This is a genomic window from Cuneatibacter sp. NSJ-177 (assembly GCF_022867805.1).
Classification (GTDB): Bacteria; Bacillota; Clostridia; order Lachnospirales; family Lachnospiraceae; genus Pseudolachnospira.
On the sequence record NZ_JALIFO010000010.1, the window covers coordinates 69,966 to 85,401 of the forward strand.

A 15,436-nucleotide genomic window follows, 5' to 3' on the forward strand; every position below is an offset into this window, starting at 1 on the left:
CGATTCTTTATTTTATGTTACTATTTTATCATAATGGAATGGGGGACGACTCATGGGAGAAATTGACAATCGGAAAAGAATTTTAGAGACTGCGAAGGACCTTTTTTATCAAAAAGGCTACAGTGCCACCACAATGCGGATGATCGCCCAGGCCTCTCAGACCAGCATAGGCCTCCCTTCCTACTATTTCGGTTCCAAAGAGAGCCTGGGAGTCGCGGTGTATAAAGAATTCCGTCAAAAATTAAATCATGCCTGCCGGATGTTTTACCCGTCCGAAACCCATCTCACGGAATACCGTTATTTTTCCGTATTATCCGACGCGGCTCTCCTGGTGGAAAATCCCATCTACCGGGATCTCTACGTGAGTACCGCCAGCCATGCGGACATGGGGGAATATATGGTGAGTATGCTGGCGGAATTTCACCCGGAAAATTGGATCCTGGGTAAATATCAGTATTTGAACGCTCTCACTGTAGTGGCAGTAAAAGCCAACTTGGTAAACGCCGACCTGGGAAAAAGTAAAATCACGCCCAAAGAGCTGACCGAATTTATCTTCCACCGGTATCTCCGCATGCAGGAGCCGGAGCACGCCGGAGAGGCGGCGGGTCTGTTCCGGAAATACTATGAGGAATACCAGGAATGCGGCTTCCGGATCCTGGATCGGTTTGAACTGGAATATGACAGGGAACAGCTAGAAAGGCACCGGCAGAAGATGGACCGGTAAAGATAGGATCCGGATCAATTTTCCGGAATTTTGACAGACGAAGAAAAATAGTCCGCCCCCAGGACAGACTATTTTTCTTCGTCTATTTTGATTTCCGGTCTCTCCAAGCCTTATACCATTTGCTCTGAGAGAGGAACATAAAAGCGATAATCAGCACCAGAACAATGGAGATCGGATGCTTGAAAAAGCTAAGCAGCAGATTCGGGATGGTTTTCTCCAGAATGATTGCCCTCCGGTAGTTGGTCTCGATCAGCTCTGCCAAGATAATTCCCAAAACGGCGGGAGCCACCGGGTAATCATAGCGTTTCAAGATATAACCCAGCACGCCGAATCCCAGCATCCAGAAAATATCGTACAGGCTGTTATTGATGGCATAGGATCCCACCACCGACAGGATGACGATGGCCGGGAACAGGATCCCTTTCGGGATTTCCACAATCTTTGTAAAAATCTTTACACCGGTCAGGCCAAAGATCAAAAGAAAGATGTTGGCGATCACAAAGGACATCACAATATAGTAAAACAGATGCGGGGTATCCGTCATCAGCATCGGCCCTGGCTTCAGGCCATGGATGGTCAGAGCGCCGATCATGACGGCAGTCACTGCGTCGCCCGGAATTCCTAAGGTCAGCATCGGGATAAACGCGCCGCCGATCGTCGCATTGTTGGCGGATTCCGGAGCGATCAGGCCTTCGATCGCCCCTTCGCCGAAGGGAACCTCCGGATTTTTCACGGTGCGCTTTGCCTGATCATAGGTGATCAGAGCGGAAAGGTCGCCGCCTGCTCCCGGCAAAGCCCCCACCAGCACTCCCACGATTGAGGACCGAACCGTCAGCGGAAAATATTTCAGCACGGTCTTAAACGAGGGGACGATTTTATCCACCTTCTGTTTTACCACCGGAGCTTCCCGGTCCAACACCTGGCAGAGGACTTCGGACACGCCGAACAGGCCGATCAGGGCGGTCACGTAATCAATGCCGGAGAGCAGATACACATTGTCAAAGGTAAAGCGGCCTACGCCGGAGATCGGATCCATCCCTACCATACCGAGGGTGACGCCGATGGTCGCGGAGATAAATCCCTTTACCGCCGACTTGGTGCCGAGACTTCCCACCAGCATCAAGCCCATGAAAGCCAGCAGCAGATAATCCCTGGGCGCAAATTTCAACGCCAGCTTGGAGATCAGCGGAGCGCCGACCGCCAGGGCCACTACTCCGATAAAGCCGCCGATCACAGAGGAAACCGTCGTGATGCCGATCGCCTGTCCGGCCAGCCCCTTTTTGGCCAGCGGATAGCCGTCCAGCGCAGTCGCCACGGCAGCCGGAGCGCCGGGAATATTCAGCAAGATGGCGGAGCGGGATCCACCGTAGACCACGCCGCAGTGAATTCCCATCATGATCGCCAGAGCCGCGTTGGTGTCCCAGCCAAAGGTAAAAGAAACCAAAAGCGAGATGGCCATGGTGGCGGAAAGGCCCGGTATCGCTCCGATATAAATTCCGAGAAACACACCGGCTGCAATCAGCAAAATCAACATCGGCTGCTGAAATGGGATCAGCATATAAGCTAAATTTTCCATTTATTTTCCTCCCTACGGCAGCACCACGCGGAACACGACTTTAAAGACAAGCATGACAAACGCCATGACGATCGCCGTGTAAACCAAGTTCATCGCATATTTTTTTCTCGTCAGATAACTCATGGAAACCCAAAGGAAAATCGGAGTCGCAATGACGAATCCCAAGCCCAGGAATAAGGCCACGCTGTAGGCCAGCAAGAGGAGGATCATCACCGCCACATCGATCTGAAACAGATGGCGCCAGCCGATGGAAAGCTGCGTTTTAAAAGACTGTCCCGACATCTCGCTTTTCTTTTTTGTATTCTGAATGATGATAATCAGGGAAAACAGGATTAACAGACATCCCAGAAACACCGGCATCGCGCCGTAAGAGGACACCTTGGGATCTTTTTGATACATTTTTACTGCCTCAGCCAACACCAAGACGCCGAACCCAAACAGGACAAAGGCAAACCCTTTTTCACCCGGTCTTGTTTTTCCTTCCATAACACACCTCGCTTTCTCTGATCCGGCAGGCTTCCCAAATTCCCGCGGAAAGCCTGCCGGAGGACATCACTGAATTCCCAGCTCTTCCGGGGATTTCTCGATCACTCCTGCCTTGTACAGGGCCGTGGCCGCTGATTTCTGCCACTGGGCAATGTATGTATTCGCTTCCTCCCCCGTCAGCCCCAGGGGATTGATATTCATGGAAGTGAGCAATTCCTGAAAATCCGGATTCTCAAAGCCTTCCTGGAATGCGTCGGAAAGAGCTTTGGTCACTTCTTCCGGCGTTCCTTCTTTCACCCACACGCCGTAGAATGGACCGAACGGCAGGTATTCTTCAAAACCGGGATACTCTTCGGTGATGGGTTTGGAGCCTTCCAGGGCTTCCACCGGCTCCTTAGTCAGCGTGGCCAGAATCTTGATGGTTCCGGCCCGGTTCGCCTCGATGGCCTGGGTGCTCTTGATGGTCGTAAAATGAGCATTTCCTCCCATCACGGCGGTCAGGGCGCTGGCGTCGCCGTCAAAAGGAAGCTGGGTGAACTCGGCGCCGGTCACGGCTTTGATGAAAGCCGCCGCCTCCCACTGGGACCCGCCGTCGCCGGTGGTCGCCATGATCACGGATTCCGGATCCGCTTTCGCCGCATTGACCAAATCGGTCACGGTTTCATAGGGGGAGTCGGGAGCCACCACGAGGGAAAGCTCTTCATTTCCGATTAAAAGAACCGTGTCGAAATTATCATAGGTCAGTTCGGAGATTCCCAGAATCTTATACAGGGCGGGATTTTCCGCGCCCAACAGAAGGCTGTAACCGTCGGCCGACTGGTCGTGGACGAACTGGGTCGCCACCGCGCCGGTGGCGCCGGTCTTATTGTTGACGACAATGCTCTTTCCCAGAATTTTTTCCGTGTAGGTGCACAGCGGGCGCACAATATTGTCCGTGCCGCCTCCGGCCCCCCACATCACCCATCCGTTGATATCATGTTCCGGGAATGCCGTGCTGCCGGATCCCGACGCTTGGGCGCCTTCGGCCGCCGTGGTTTTCGCCGTATCGGTTCCCCCGGCGGTCGTGGACGCCGCCGAATCATTTCCACAGGCACACAGAGAAGCTGTCATACACATGGCAAGTGCTGCCGCTAACCATTTTTTCATTATATAATCTCCCTTCCTTTTTGGATGTTTCGATTATACGATAGGGGTTTTCGTTGTACAAATACTGTTATTTTATCGAATCAATAAAGGAATTTTATGTTTTCATTCCGCTGCCATCTAAAAAAATCGCAAAAAAACAAGAACCGTTTCGCCGCTTTCGCTGCGGAAAGATCCCTGTTTGATTGGCGCTGTCCTACTAACGGAAGTGCTGCTCCCTGTTTAAGGCCCTTTCTTCTGTCTACTATCTCAGCTGCCCATCCTTACGGACGGGGTACTCCTGCTTGGTCGTCAGCTCCTTGACAAACTGGATAAAATTCCCGGCAATGGGGGACAGATACGAGTTTTTCAGCCACATCATATACATTTTCCGCCTGGTCTCCACGCCTTTGATCTCCAGGGCCTTTACGTTATAGTATTCATCACCGTACATGCGGGGCACCACGGCGATGCCAAGTCCCGCGGACACCATTCCGGTGATCATGGCGTTATCCTCCAGCTCGCGGACGATCCGGCGGCTTGCCCCGGCCTGAACAAATATTTTATCGATGCAGCCGCGGATTCCGCAGTGCTCCTCATAGGCAATATATTCATACCCTTCCGTCTCTTTCAGAGTGATCTCCGTCCGGCCCGCCAGCGGATGATCTTTGCCGACAATCAGAACCATGTCCTCCTCATAAACCGGGAAGAACTCCATGGCCTCGTCCTCCACCAAGGATCCAAAGCCGATGTCCACCTTCCGCGCCTTCAGCTGATCAATGATCTTTTTGGTCGGGTTCTCCTGGAATTCGAACTGGATTTCCTTGTGGTCCGGGTTCTCGTAAAACCGTCTCATCAAAAAAGGCATGTAACCGGCGTTCATGGAGCTGATATGGGCCAGGGTCAGTTTCCCTCTGCGCGGATTGACCCACTCTTCGATCTCTTTTTTCCCGATCTCCAGCTCTTCCAGCGCCTTCTCCACATGGGTCAAGAAGCGCTCTCCGTAGGAGGTCAGCTTAATGTTCCTGCCCTTTTTATAAAACAGAGGCGCGCCCAGCTCTTTTTCCAGCTCGGCGATGGAGTAGCTCAGGCATGGCTGGGTAATATTCAGTTCTTCCGCCGCCTTCGTGTAGTGCTCCAAACCTGCGATTTTCTGAAAATAGTATAGCTGCTGAAGATTCATAGACCCTCCTTGTCCTCTCCGATTCCGGCGTTTTGTCTGCCAGTTCTGTTTTAGACATTGTATCATAGTTCTGGCAAATGCACAAAGTGCATTTTGACATTGTCCGGGCAAGAAGCGCCGGCAGCTAGAACTCACTTCCTGCTTCCCCAGGGCCGCATATCTCTAAGGAAGTCTGCGCAGGGCCAGATCTCCCCTCCAATCAATAAAAAGAAGAGGCTCTTTCCGCCTCTTCTCCCATCTCTCTCTTTACTTCACAGCATATCCGCCGTCCACCAGGTTGATCGTCCCGGTGATATAGTCCGAGGCGTCTGAGGCAAGGAATACCGCCACCCCCTGTAAATCCTCCGCCGTTCCCCAACGCCCTTTGGGAATCCGGGTACAGATGTTGTTGTACTGCTCCGGATTGACCTCCTTGATATTTGCTGTCAGTTCCGTCACCATGTAGCCCGGCGCAATGGCGTTTACGTTCACGCCCCGTCCCGCCCATTCGGTGGAGAGGACCTTGGTCAGCTGTCCCACCCCGCCCTTGCTGGCGGTATAGCCCGCAATCATGCTGGCTCCGAAAAAGCAGGAAAGAGACGCGATATTGATGATTTTCCCATGCCCCTGAGCCAACATAGTCCGCCCGGCCCGCTGGGCCATCAGGAAAACGCCGACCAGATTCACGTCCAAAATCTGCCGGAACCTTTCCTCCGGGAAATCCTCCGCCTGACAGCGGTACTGAATCCCTGCCCCATTGATCAGGATGTCCAGGCGGCCGCCCAAAAGTTCCAGCGCTTTGGCGTAGGCCTGATCCAGCGCTTCCGACTTCGAGACATCTCCGACCACGCCGTAAACCGGAGCGCCGTCCTCCCTCAATTTTTCCGCCGACTCATAAACCAGTTCCTGAATATCCATCAAAACGATTTCCGCTCCGGCGGCATGCAGCCCCTGGGCAATGCCGTAATTCAGCCCGCGGGCCCCCCCGGTCACAATCGCTTTTTTTCCTTCCAGACTAAATTTTTTCATAAAATCATTCATGATCCCTTGCTCCTTTCCCACCGATTCCGGCAGCCGTCTTTTATGGCCCTTATTGTACTATGGAGTTTTCTGAAAAACTAATGCCGTTTTTTTATTGAATTGATAAGACAGCTTTATGCTTCAGCCATAAACCGGATTTATTGATATGATGAGAAAACAGTATTAGTAATCTGGATTTGCCGCATTTATACTAAAGGTAACATTCGGATCTTCGATTCATCTGTATTTCGATAGAAAGGATTGAATTTTTATGAAAACGATTGGCGTAAACACGAAACTGGCATCGATCATCGGCACCGACATCGGTCACAGCAAATCTCCGGCCATGATGAACGCTGCGTTCGAAGAACTGGGCATGGACGCTTACTATTTTCCCATGAACATTCAAGAAGAGGATTTCGGGACAGTGGTGAAGGGCCTCTCCAAAATGAATTATATGGGACTGACCATCACCATCCCATATAAGCTGGAGATCCTCTCCTATCTGGATGAGATTGACCCTCTGGCCAAAATTATCGGGGCGGTCAATACGGTCCGGATCCAGGATGGAAAATTGAAGGGATTCAATACGGACGGGGAAGGCTTTGTCCGCGGCCTGGAAGTGGACGGAGGACTGATTATCGCCGATCAAACCTTCCTGGTGATCGGCGCAGGCGGCGTCTCCCGCGCGATCATGACGGTCCTGGCCTCCCGGCGGCCCAAAAAGATCTATCTGGCCAACCGCACGGTGGAAAAAGCGGAAGAAATCTGCGAGAAGTTAAACCGCGAGGTGTGCCCCTGCTGCGTCCCTCTGCCCCTTGACTGTAACCTGGAACCGTTTGCGGCGGAGTCCACGGTTCTGATCAATGCGACCAACATCGGCATGCCGCCCATGGAAGGAAAATCCCCGGTGGACCTCTCCCTGCTCCGCCCGGACCTGTTCGTGGCGGATGTGATCTACAATCCCCGGCGGACGCTGCTTTTGGAGACGGCGGAAAAAATGGGCTGCCGGGTGGTAAACGGCCAAAGCCTGCTGCTCCACCAAGGTAAAATCGCCTTTCAGATCTGGACCGGAAAAGAAGCGCCGGTGGATGTGATGGCTAGGGCAGTTTTTGGATAATCCTGTCTCCGGGGAAACAGGAAAAAGGGATGTACAAGCAGAATAAAATACGATATACTCCTTTATGGACGGCTTTCGGGCCGTCCATTTCCAGGTTTTTTTCCGCGGATCCTGAGCCGGTCTCGCCTGCGGAACAAAAACCGATCCCTCTCCGCTTGCGTCGGGGGATTCGAATGATTAGGGAGGTATTTAAATTGCTGACGATAAAGGATTACTGTAAGGCTGAGTCTCTGGCCCAGGCTTACGAGTTAAACCAAAAACGTTCCAACCGCGTGATGGGCGGGATGCTGTGGCTCCGGACCAGCCGGGGGGCCGTGTCCACCATCATTGACCTGTCCGGCCTGGACCTGAATCGGATCCGGGAGGGCAGCGGGGAATTCTCCATCGGATGTATGACTACACTGCGGGAATTGGAGATTCATCCCGGACTTCACGCTTATACCGAAGGCGCTCTTAGGGAGAGCCTGAAACACATTGTCGGGGTACAGTTCCGAAATTTGGCCACGGTGGGCGGAAGCCTGTTTGGGCGCTACGGTTTTTCCGATGTCTTAACGCTGTTTCTGGCTCTGGATTCCTATGTGGAGCTTTACCGGGGAGGCGTCGTGCCGCTGGAGGAATTTTCCCGGATGAAAGCAGACAACGATATCCTGGTGCGGCTGATCGTAAAAAAGCATCCCTGCCACACGGTTTACCTGTCTCACCGAAATACCAAAACCGATTTTCCCACGCTGACCTGCGCAGTCTCTGAGCAGGAAGGCCGCTGCCGGACCGTCATCGGAGCGCGTCCCGGAAGAGCGATCGTGCTTCCGGAATCCAGCGCGGTTTTGGCGGACGGGATCAATGAGGAATCCGCGCGGGCCTATGCGGAAAAAATCCGGCATTTGACTCCGACCGGCTCCAACATGAGAGGCAGCGCCGCTTACCGTTCCCATCTGACTGAGGTTCTGACAAGAAGAGCCGTTCTGGCGCTGGGAGGAAATACTCTGAAAGAAAAAGCTCTGGGAGGGAAAACACGGTGAAGATCATACTTTGGATCAACGGCAGAAAGGTAGAAGATACCGTGGATGCCGATACCCTATTGCTCGATTTTCTGCGGAACCATGGCTGCGCCAGCGTGAAACGAGGCTGCGAGACCGCGCACTGCGGCCTGTGCACCGTATTTCTGGACGGCGCTCCGGTCCTATCCTGCTCCGTGCTGGCTGTCCGGGCGGACGGGCGGCAGGTGACCACCCTGGAAGGACTCCAGGAAGAGGCCGCCGAATTCGGCGCTTTCCTGGCGGATCAGGGGGCGGAACAGTGCGGCTTCTGCAATCCCGGCCTGATCATGAATACCATTGCTCTGCTTCGGGAAAATCCCCGTCCCAGCGACGAAGAAATTAAGGAATACCTGGCCGGGAATCTTTGCCGGTGTTCCGGCTATGAAGGACAGCTGCGGAGTATCCGCGCCTTTCTCGCCTGCCGGGATCAAAAAGAGGAGGGCGTACAATGAAGATTGTGAATCAGCCGGTTCGGAAAAAAGACGCCATGGCTTTGGTCACCGGCCAGCCGGTCTTTCTGGATGATATCCTTCCGGAACAGTTTTTGATCGTCAAAGTGCTCCGCAGCCCCCACGCCAACGCCAAAATTACTTCAATCCGGACGGACCTGGCGGAGAAAGTTCCCGGCATCGAGGCGGTCTTTACCTGGGAGGACGTCCCGGATAACCGTTTTACAATGGCCGGTCAGACTTACCCGGAGCCAAGCCCCTACGACCGCCTGATCTTAGACCGCCATGTCCGCTATGCCGGCGATCCGGTGGCGATTGTGGCGGGAGTCAGTGAAAAAGCTGTGGACAAGGCGCTGAAAGCCATCCGCGTGACCTATGAAATCCTGCCTGCTCTTTTGGATTTCCGGAAAGCCAAAGACAATGAGATCCGGATTCATCCGGAGGAGAACTGGAAGGCCCTCTGTCCGGTGGGAGCCGACGCGGCCAGAAATCTCTGCGCCTGCGGCGTGGATGAAGAAGGCGATATTGACGCGGTTCTCGCGGACTGCGATGTGGTGGTGGAAGGAACCTACCACACCAAGGCCAACCAGCAGGCCATGATGGAGACATTCCGCACCGCCTGCTATCTGGACGCTTACGGGAGATTGAATGTGATCAGTTCCACCCAAGTCGTCTTTCATGTACGCCGGATCCTGGCCACGGCCCTGGGAATTTCCAAGTCCAAAATACGGGTGACCAAGCCGCGGATCGGCGGAGGTTTCGGCGCAAAACAGACCGTGGTCTCCGAAATTTTTCCGGCCTTTGTCACCTGGAAGACCGGAAAGCCTTCGAAGATGATTTTTTCCAGGGAGGAGAGTCAGATTGCCTCTTCCCCGCGGCATGAAATGGAGATCAAAGTAAAGATCGGCGCGGACAAGGACGGACGAATCCGCGGGATGGATGTCTATACCCTGTCCAATACCGGCGCTTATGGGGAACACGGGCCGACGACCGTGGGACTGTCCGGCCACAAATCCATCCCTCTTTACGGAGACCTGGAAGCGTTCCGTTTTACTTACGATGTGGTTTACACCAATACCATGTCCGCCGGCGCTTACCGCGGCTACGGCGCAACCCAGGGAATCTTTGCCGTGGAATCCGCCGTCAGTGAGCTGGCGGAAAAACTGGGGATGGACGCCGTAGAACTCCGGGAGAAAAACATGGTAAAAGAGGGGCAGATCATGCCCGCCTATTACGGGGAAGTCAATACGAGCTGCGCGCTGGACCGCTGTCTGCTCCGGGCAAAAGAGCGGATCGGATGGGATCAAAAGTTCCCCCGGCGGGTCATGGAAAATGGAAAGATCCGAAGCGCCGGCGTCGCCATGGCCATGCAGGGCTCCGGAATTTCCGGCGTGGACGTAGGATCCGCCACGATCAAACTGGAAGACGACGGGTGTTATACCCTTCTTGTCGGTTCCGCCGATATGGGAACCGGGTGCGACACCATCCTGGCACAGATTGCAGCCGAATGCCTGGAATGTCCTCTGGAGGAAATCGCGGTCCTCGGAGCGGATACCGACGCTTCCCCTTACGATTCGGGTTCCTATGCGTCCAGCACCACCTATATCACCGGAAAAGCGGTGGAGAGAGCCTGCGAAAAATTGAGGGAAAAGATCGTGCAGGAAGGAGCCCGCGCCCTCGGCTGCCCGGCGGATCAGGTTTCCTTTGACGGCCGGGCCGTGACCGACGCCAAGAGCGGACGGAACATACCGCTCTTTGACATTGCCTACCGCGCCCAGTGCGGCTGTGAAGACGCTCTGTCCGTCACGGAAAGCCACACCTCTCCGGTATCTCCGCCGCCTTTTATGGTCGGCATGGTAGAAATCGAACTGGATCCGGAAACCGGGGCCGTGGAGATTCTCGACTATACGGCGGTGGTGGACTGCGGTACGCCGGTCAATCCGAACCTGGCGCGGGTTCAGACCGAAGGCGGTATTGTCCAGGGCATCGGGATGGCGCTCTGCGAAGATATTCAGTATACCCCGGCTGGGCGGCTGCGGAACAATTCTCTGGCTCAATACAAAATTCCCAGCCGTCTGGATATGGGAACCCTCCATGTGGACTTTGAGAGCAGCTATGAGCCCAGCGGTCCGTTCGGTGCCAAATCCGTGGGAGAAATCGTCATCGACACCCCGGCTCCGGCCCTGGCCCACGCAATCGCAAACGCCACCGGAATCTGGTTCCGGGAACTCCCGATCACCAGTGAGATGATTGCGATGGGGATGGAGAAAAAGCGAAGAAAACGTCACGAATACGCAGAAAAAGCGGTCGGTCGGAGCATGCCACATTAAAATCATCGGGAAGCGTCCTCCCGAATCAGGAAGTACATGCCTGAATTGGGAAGCATTTTCCCGCCGGGCGCACATACAAAAGGCCATGCCGAGCAGCTTGCTCCGCGTGGCCTTTTGTATTTCATGCATCATCCTCCCGCCGTTCAGGCGTGAGGGATATTCGTGTACTCGGAAATCTCCCGGCTGATGGTGCACAGATCCTCCGTATTCAGATCATGCACATTCCGGTGCCCGGTGATTCTCGCAAAGGTTTTTAATTCCTGGGTGGAGCAGGTCAGGAAATTAGCGGTCCTCTTGGCGGCCGCCTCCACCTTCAGGCGGGCGCGCAGTTCCGGATCCTGGGTGGCGGCTCCCACCGGACAATTCCCGGACCCGCAGATCCGATACTGCTGGCAGGCCGCCGCGATCAGCGCCGCCGAGGCGATCGCCACCGCGTCCGCGCCCATGGCCAGCGCCTTGGCAAAGTCTGACGAAACCCGAAGGCCGCCGGTGATCACCAAATCCACGTCGGAATCCACGGAATCCAGATACTTTCTGGCCCGATACAGTGCGTAAACCGTGGGCACGCTGGCGGCGTCCCGCACCAGTTTCGGGCTGGCTCCGGTGGCTCCCCCGCGTCCGTCGATGGTGATGAAATCCGGCTCCGCAAACACACAGTATTCCAGGTCTTTCTCGATCCGTCCGGCCGCAATCTTGATGCCGATGGGCCGCCCCTCCGAGGCCATGCGCAGCTGGCTGACCAGCTCTTTTAACTCCTCCTTGGTCGTCACGTCCGGGAATTTCGACGGGCTGATCACATCCTGCCCCAGCGGTTTGTTCCGGATCTTGGCGATCTCCGGCGTCACTTTCTCTCCAGGCAGATGTCCGCCCATGCCGGGTTTGGTCCCCTGGCCGATCTTGATCTCAATGGCGTCCGCCGTCTTTAAGTTTTCCGGCGTTACGCTGTAACGGTTGGGAACATACTCGAAAATATATTTGTATGCCGCAGCCTTCTCCTCCGGCAAAATACCGCCCTCTCCGCTGCACATGGCGGTTTTCGCCAGGGCGCTCCCCTTTGCCAGGGCCGTCTTCATTTCCCGTGACATGGCTCCGAAAGACATATGGGAAATATAGACCGGGCTTTCCAGCACCATTGGCTTTTGAGCGTGCTTCCCGATCACGGTCACCGCATCCACCGGCTCGTCCTCCATCAATGGCGGGGGATTCAGCTGATTTCCCAGGATCAAGATGTCATCCCAGCCCGGCATCTTCATCTTCGTCCCCATGGCGTCGATGATCGGTTTCCCGGTCTGCGCCATGGTCTGTATTTCGGCCATATAACGGCAGGTGTCATCCCGGCGGAAATATTCCTTGGGATACGCCAAAGGATTCTCCTCCGCCGCAGGCCCCTTCTCCTCCTCCGCCGGTTCTTCGACCGGCTCGAACTGAGAAACCGGCTGACCGCAGACCGGACATTTTGTCAAATCGGAAAACTTTTTGTCTTCTGTCTCTTCAAACACGTAACCGCATACCGCACAACGATACTTCGCCATCTGATGTCCTCCTGTGTGGAAATAGATACTGTGAAAGTCCTGGCAAGCAACTTTCATTCCTGGTGATGTCTGCGCAAACAGACATGCTCATTTAGGTTCAGCATAGCACAAAAACCGGGTGTTTTCCATCCTTTTCTCATTTTGACGGAAGTTTTTTCATATCAGAACAGAATTGCCTGTTAGTATCTGATCAACGTTTCCGATCCATCCATTTGGCAAAGGCAACCCCGGCCAATGTGCTGACCAGCGTGGCTGCAATGGCCGGGCCAACGATGGAGGTGGGATTGGCGGAGCCGTACTGCTGCCGGTAGGCAATAATGGTCATCGGCAGAAGTTGAAGAGAGGAGATATTCAGGATCAGGAACGTGCACATCTCGCGGGACGCAATCCCCTCCTTCTCCGGGTTGATCTCCGCCAGAGACTTCATTGCCTCCAGGCCGGCAGGGGTGGCCGCCCAGCCCAGCCCCAAGATATTTGCCACAAAATTTGTGGATATGTATCGCAGGGACGGGTGGTTTTCCGGGATTCTCGGAAACAGGAAACGCATCAGTGGACGCATTTTTTTTGAAATGGCGCGGATCAGCCCGGCCCGCTCTCCGATCTCCATGATCCCGGTCCAAAGCGCCATAACCCCCAGCATGGTAATGCAGAGTTCCACGCCCTCAGCCGCTCCGCTCAACACCGCCTCCGTGACCGCGGCGGTTCTCCCGGTGACCAGTCCATACCCAATTCCCAGCAAAAGCATAAATGCCCAGAGAAGATTCATTTGATTCGGCTCCGCGTTTTTTCTCTAGTCTATGCAAAAATCCGGAAGAATAGGACAATTTTTCCGCCTCCGGCCATTCCTGCTCAAATAAGTCCGGCTTTCCCAGAAAATTCACGCCTTTCTTTTTTCAAAAAATGTAAAAAGCGGTTGACTCTCCCGCCCCGTCATAGTTTAAGATAGACTCATCAAAGGCGGGAGGACCGGAAGAGATGAAGACCGTAAAGGAAATATCGGATTTGACAGGTATCAGCGTGCGCACGCTCCACTATTACGATGAGATCGGGCTTTTCATCCCGACAAAAAAAAATGAAAACGGATACCGGCTCTATGACGATAAGGCCCTGGAAACCTTACAGCAGATTCTATTTTTCCGCGAATTCGATATCCCCTTAAAGGAAATCAAGTCTGTTCTGGAAAATCCGGCTCTTGACAGAAACCAGATCCTGCAAATGCAGAAGAAAATGCTGACGGCGAAGAAAGAACGCATCGAATGCCTGATCACCAGCATCGATGAAATTCTGAGAGGAGGAAATCAAATGGATTTTGAAGTATTTAACCGTTCCGAACTGGAGGAACTCTGTCAGTTCTCGGCGGATCATATGCCGGAACGCATGCGCCAAATAATTGTCCAGGAATTCGGAAGCGTTGATCAATGGAAACAGCATTATATCGAGCGCGCATCCAAGGAGGATATTCAAAAAAGTTTTCTTAAAATGGTGGAGTGGTACGGCGACAAGGAGAGCGCCTTTCAGGCCGCGATCCATCCCCCGGCCCAGGAGGTTGTCGACGCCTGCCAGAACCGGATCGACGCCGTCTGCAAAAAGCTGGCTGAAAAAAAAGAGGAGCCCCTGGACTCTTTTTCCGTAAAGGAGACGGTCGCCGAATACGGCTTTGTGGTGAAACAGCTCTATCAGATCAAACACGAAGACGCTCTCATGCGATCCATCGCGTCAACCTACCGGGAGGAAAAAATTCGGGCTGCGACTGATGAGAGATACGGAGAAGGTTCTTCCGAATTCTTTGCGCGGGCCATCGATGGATTTTATAAAAACGAATAAATGAATTGTCTTATAAAAATTTCGAACCAAGAATGCACGGCACGAAGCAATCGACTTTCATTCATGGTAATGTCTGCGTAAGCAGAAATGTCTGTTCATAGGAAACAAAAAGGAACCGCAGCCCCGTTTTCTGTGGTTCCTTTTTTGTTTTGCTTTTAACCTATTCTATTTATGAATTGCTCATTCCCCAACGGTACAGACGCCCGTTTTCCAGACGGTACCGTTCTTCTCCGGGACAGACCAGATCCTCCGGACCCGACGTCCGGATCTTGGTCACGCCGCTCCGGCGTTCCACTGTCCGAAGGGCCTCTTCCATCTCTTCCCGGTCCTCGCCGGTCAGGCCGCACAGCAGATCATCCGCCAGAAGAAATTTCGGCGATAACAGGAGCGCCCGCGCAAGGCCGGCTAAACGCTGCTCTTTCACGGAAAGAGTCTCTGGATACTGCCCCAGCAGTTCCCCGATTCCCAACGTTTCCGCCTCCTCACGGACCCGGCGCTTTCCTGCCGCTCTGCCGCCGCCCCAAAACTCCAAAGGCAGCAAAAGGTTTTCCTCCAGGGTCAGCGCGCGGATAAATTCCGGGTTCTGCCGGACAATACCGAACAGCTTCCGGCAGAGCCTTCCCCGTTTCAGCTCCGACATGGCGCGCCATTCTTCTCCGTCCACAGTCACGCTTCCCTCGCTTGGCAAACGTTTCCCGCAGAGTACATCCAACAGAATCGTCTTTCCGCAGCCATTTCCGCCCTGGATCAGCGTCGAGCGGCCTTCTTCTGCTGAAAAGCTGACCCCATCCAGGATCCGGCGTCCGGATGGAATCCATTGTGTCACTGCTTCCATACGTATCTCCATCTGATATCCCCCGTCCGTGCGCTCTGCCTCAAAGTGCACGCTTTCGGAATCCCCCCTCTCTCTTGTCTCAGCCTGACGGTTGCGCCCTGTTTCTCCGCTACCGCCCCGCTCCCGGCTTTTCCGCCGTCAAAAGAGCTTTGTCTTCCAGTGTCTCACCAGTTTCGAGATTATTATATCAGCCAAATGTCACCAAAGTGTCAACAAAAT

At 54.1% G+C, this 15,436-nt stretch carries 14 protein-coding genes; 6 read left to right on the forward strand and 8 right to left on the reverse strand.

Annotated elements, in window-relative coordinates; genetic code table 11:
- Positions 1–52 precede the first annotated feature (52 nt).
- Positions 53–724: a TetR/AcrR family transcriptional regulator gene (locus tag MUB23_RS15150; protein WP_244801513.1), complete on the forward strand. Its 672-nt coding sequence runs from the start codon at positions 53–55 to the stop codon at positions 722–724.
- An 82-nt stretch (positions 725–806) separates the two neighbouring features.
- Here MUB23_RS15150 and MUB23_RS15155 read toward each other — a convergent pair whose 3' ends face one another.
- The 5 genes from MUB23_RS15155 to MUB23_RS15175 all read right to left on the reverse strand — a co-directional run bounded on the left by MUB23_RS15155 (position 807) and on the right by MUB23_RS15175 (position 6,111).
- Positions 807–2,300 (reverse strand): tripartite tricarboxylate transporter permease, encoded by a 1,494-nt coding sequence (locus MUB23_RS15155; RefSeq protein ID WP_244801514.1) that lies wholly within the window; start codon positions 2,298–2,300, stop codon positions 807–809.
- A 12-nt stretch (positions 2,301–2,312) separates the two neighbouring features.
- Complete coding sequence (locus MUB23_RS15160) at positions 2,313–2,786, reverse strand: tripartite tricarboxylate transporter TctB family protein (RefSeq protein ID WP_244801515.1); 474 nt, start codon at positions 2,784–2,786, stop codon at positions 2,313–2,315.
- 66 nt (positions 2,787–2,852) lie between these two features.
- Entirely contained in the window at positions 2,853–3,932 is a 1,080-nt protein-coding gene (locus MUB23_RS15165; protein WP_244801516.1) for a Bug family tripartite tricarboxylate transporter substrate binding protein, read from the reverse strand.
- Positions 3,933–4,173: 241 nt separating this feature from the next.
- On the reverse strand, positions 4,174–5,091 hold the full coding sequence (locus MUB23_RS15170) for a LysR family transcriptional regulator (RefSeq protein WP_244801517.1): 918 nt from the start codon (positions 5,089–5,091) through the stop codon (positions 4,174–4,176).
- A 246-nt stretch (positions 5,092–5,337) separates the two neighbouring features.
- The gene (locus tag MUB23_RS15175) at positions 5,338–6,111 is read right to left on the reverse strand and encodes an SDR family oxidoreductase (RefSeq protein WP_244801518.1); all 774 of its coding nucleotides are present in this window, start codon (positions 6,109–6,111) and stop codon (positions 5,338–5,340) included.
- 250 nt (positions 6,112–6,361) lie between these two features.
- Between MUB23_RS15175 and aroE the strand changes: the two genes are divergently transcribed.
- The 4 genes from aroE to MUB23_RS15195 all read left to right on the forward strand — a co-directional run bounded on the left by aroE (position 6,362) and on the right by MUB23_RS15195 (position 11,026).
- Positions 6,362–7,210 (forward strand): shikimate dehydrogenase, encoded by an 849-nt coding sequence (aroE, locus tag MUB23_RS15180; protein ID WP_244801520.1) that lies wholly within the window; start codon positions 6,362–6,364, stop codon positions 7,208–7,210.
- A 194-nt stretch (positions 7,211–7,404) separates the two neighbouring features.
- Entirely contained in the window at positions 7,405–8,229 is an 825-nt protein-coding gene (locus MUB23_RS15185; RefSeq protein ID WP_244801521.1) for an FAD binding domain-containing protein, read from the forward strand.
- The gene (locus MUB23_RS15190; RefSeq protein ID WP_244801522.1) at positions 8,226–8,699 is read left to right on the forward strand and encodes a (2Fe-2S)-binding protein; all 474 of its coding nucleotides are present in this window, start codon (positions 8,226–8,228) and stop codon (positions 8,697–8,699) included. The genes MUB23_RS15185 and MUB23_RS15190 overlap by 4 nt, the downstream gene beginning before the upstream one ends.
- Positions 8,696–11,026: a xanthine dehydrogenase family protein molybdopterin-binding subunit gene (locus MUB23_RS15195; protein WP_244801523.1), complete on the forward strand. Its 2,331-nt coding sequence runs from the start codon at positions 8,696–8,698 to the stop codon at positions 11,024–11,026. Before MUB23_RS15190 ends, MUB23_RS15195 begins: the two co-directional genes overlap by 4 nt.
- A 143-nt stretch (positions 11,027–11,169) precedes the next feature.
- On the opposite strand, the gene MUB23_RS15200 is transcribed toward MUB23_RS15195, so the two are convergent.
- Both MUB23_RS15200 and MUB23_RS15205 read right to left on the reverse strand, forming a co-directional pair.
- The gene (locus tag MUB23_RS15200) at positions 11,170–12,558 is read right to left on the reverse strand and encodes a glutamate synthase-related protein (RefSeq protein WP_244801524.1); all 1,389 of its coding nucleotides are present in this window, start codon (positions 12,556–12,558) and stop codon (positions 11,170–11,172) included.
- 190 nt (positions 12,559–12,748) lie between these two features.
- Positions 12,749–13,324, reverse strand: a complete 576-nt coding sequence (locus tag MUB23_RS15205) for a nucleoside recognition domain-containing protein (RefSeq protein WP_244801525.1) — start codon at positions 13,322–13,324, stop codon at positions 12,749–12,751.
- 209 nt (positions 13,325–13,533) lie between these two features.
- Between MUB23_RS15205 and MUB23_RS15210 the strand changes: the two genes are divergently transcribed.
- Positions 13,534–14,382, forward strand: coding sequence for a MerR family transcriptional regulator (locus tag MUB23_RS15210; protein WP_244801526.1), 849 nt, complete (start codon positions 13,534–13,536; stop codon positions 14,380–14,382).
- A 169-nt stretch (positions 14,383–14,551) separates the two neighbouring features.
- Here MUB23_RS15210 and MUB23_RS15215 read toward each other — a convergent pair whose 3' ends face one another.
- Positions 14,552–15,217 carry an ATP-binding cassette domain-containing protein gene (locus MUB23_RS15215; RefSeq protein WP_244801527.1) on the reverse strand — a complete coding sequence of 222 codons (666 nt, stop codon included), beginning with the start codon at positions 15,215–15,217 and terminating at the stop codon, positions 14,552–14,554.
- Positions 15,218–15,436: the final 219 nt, after the last annotated feature.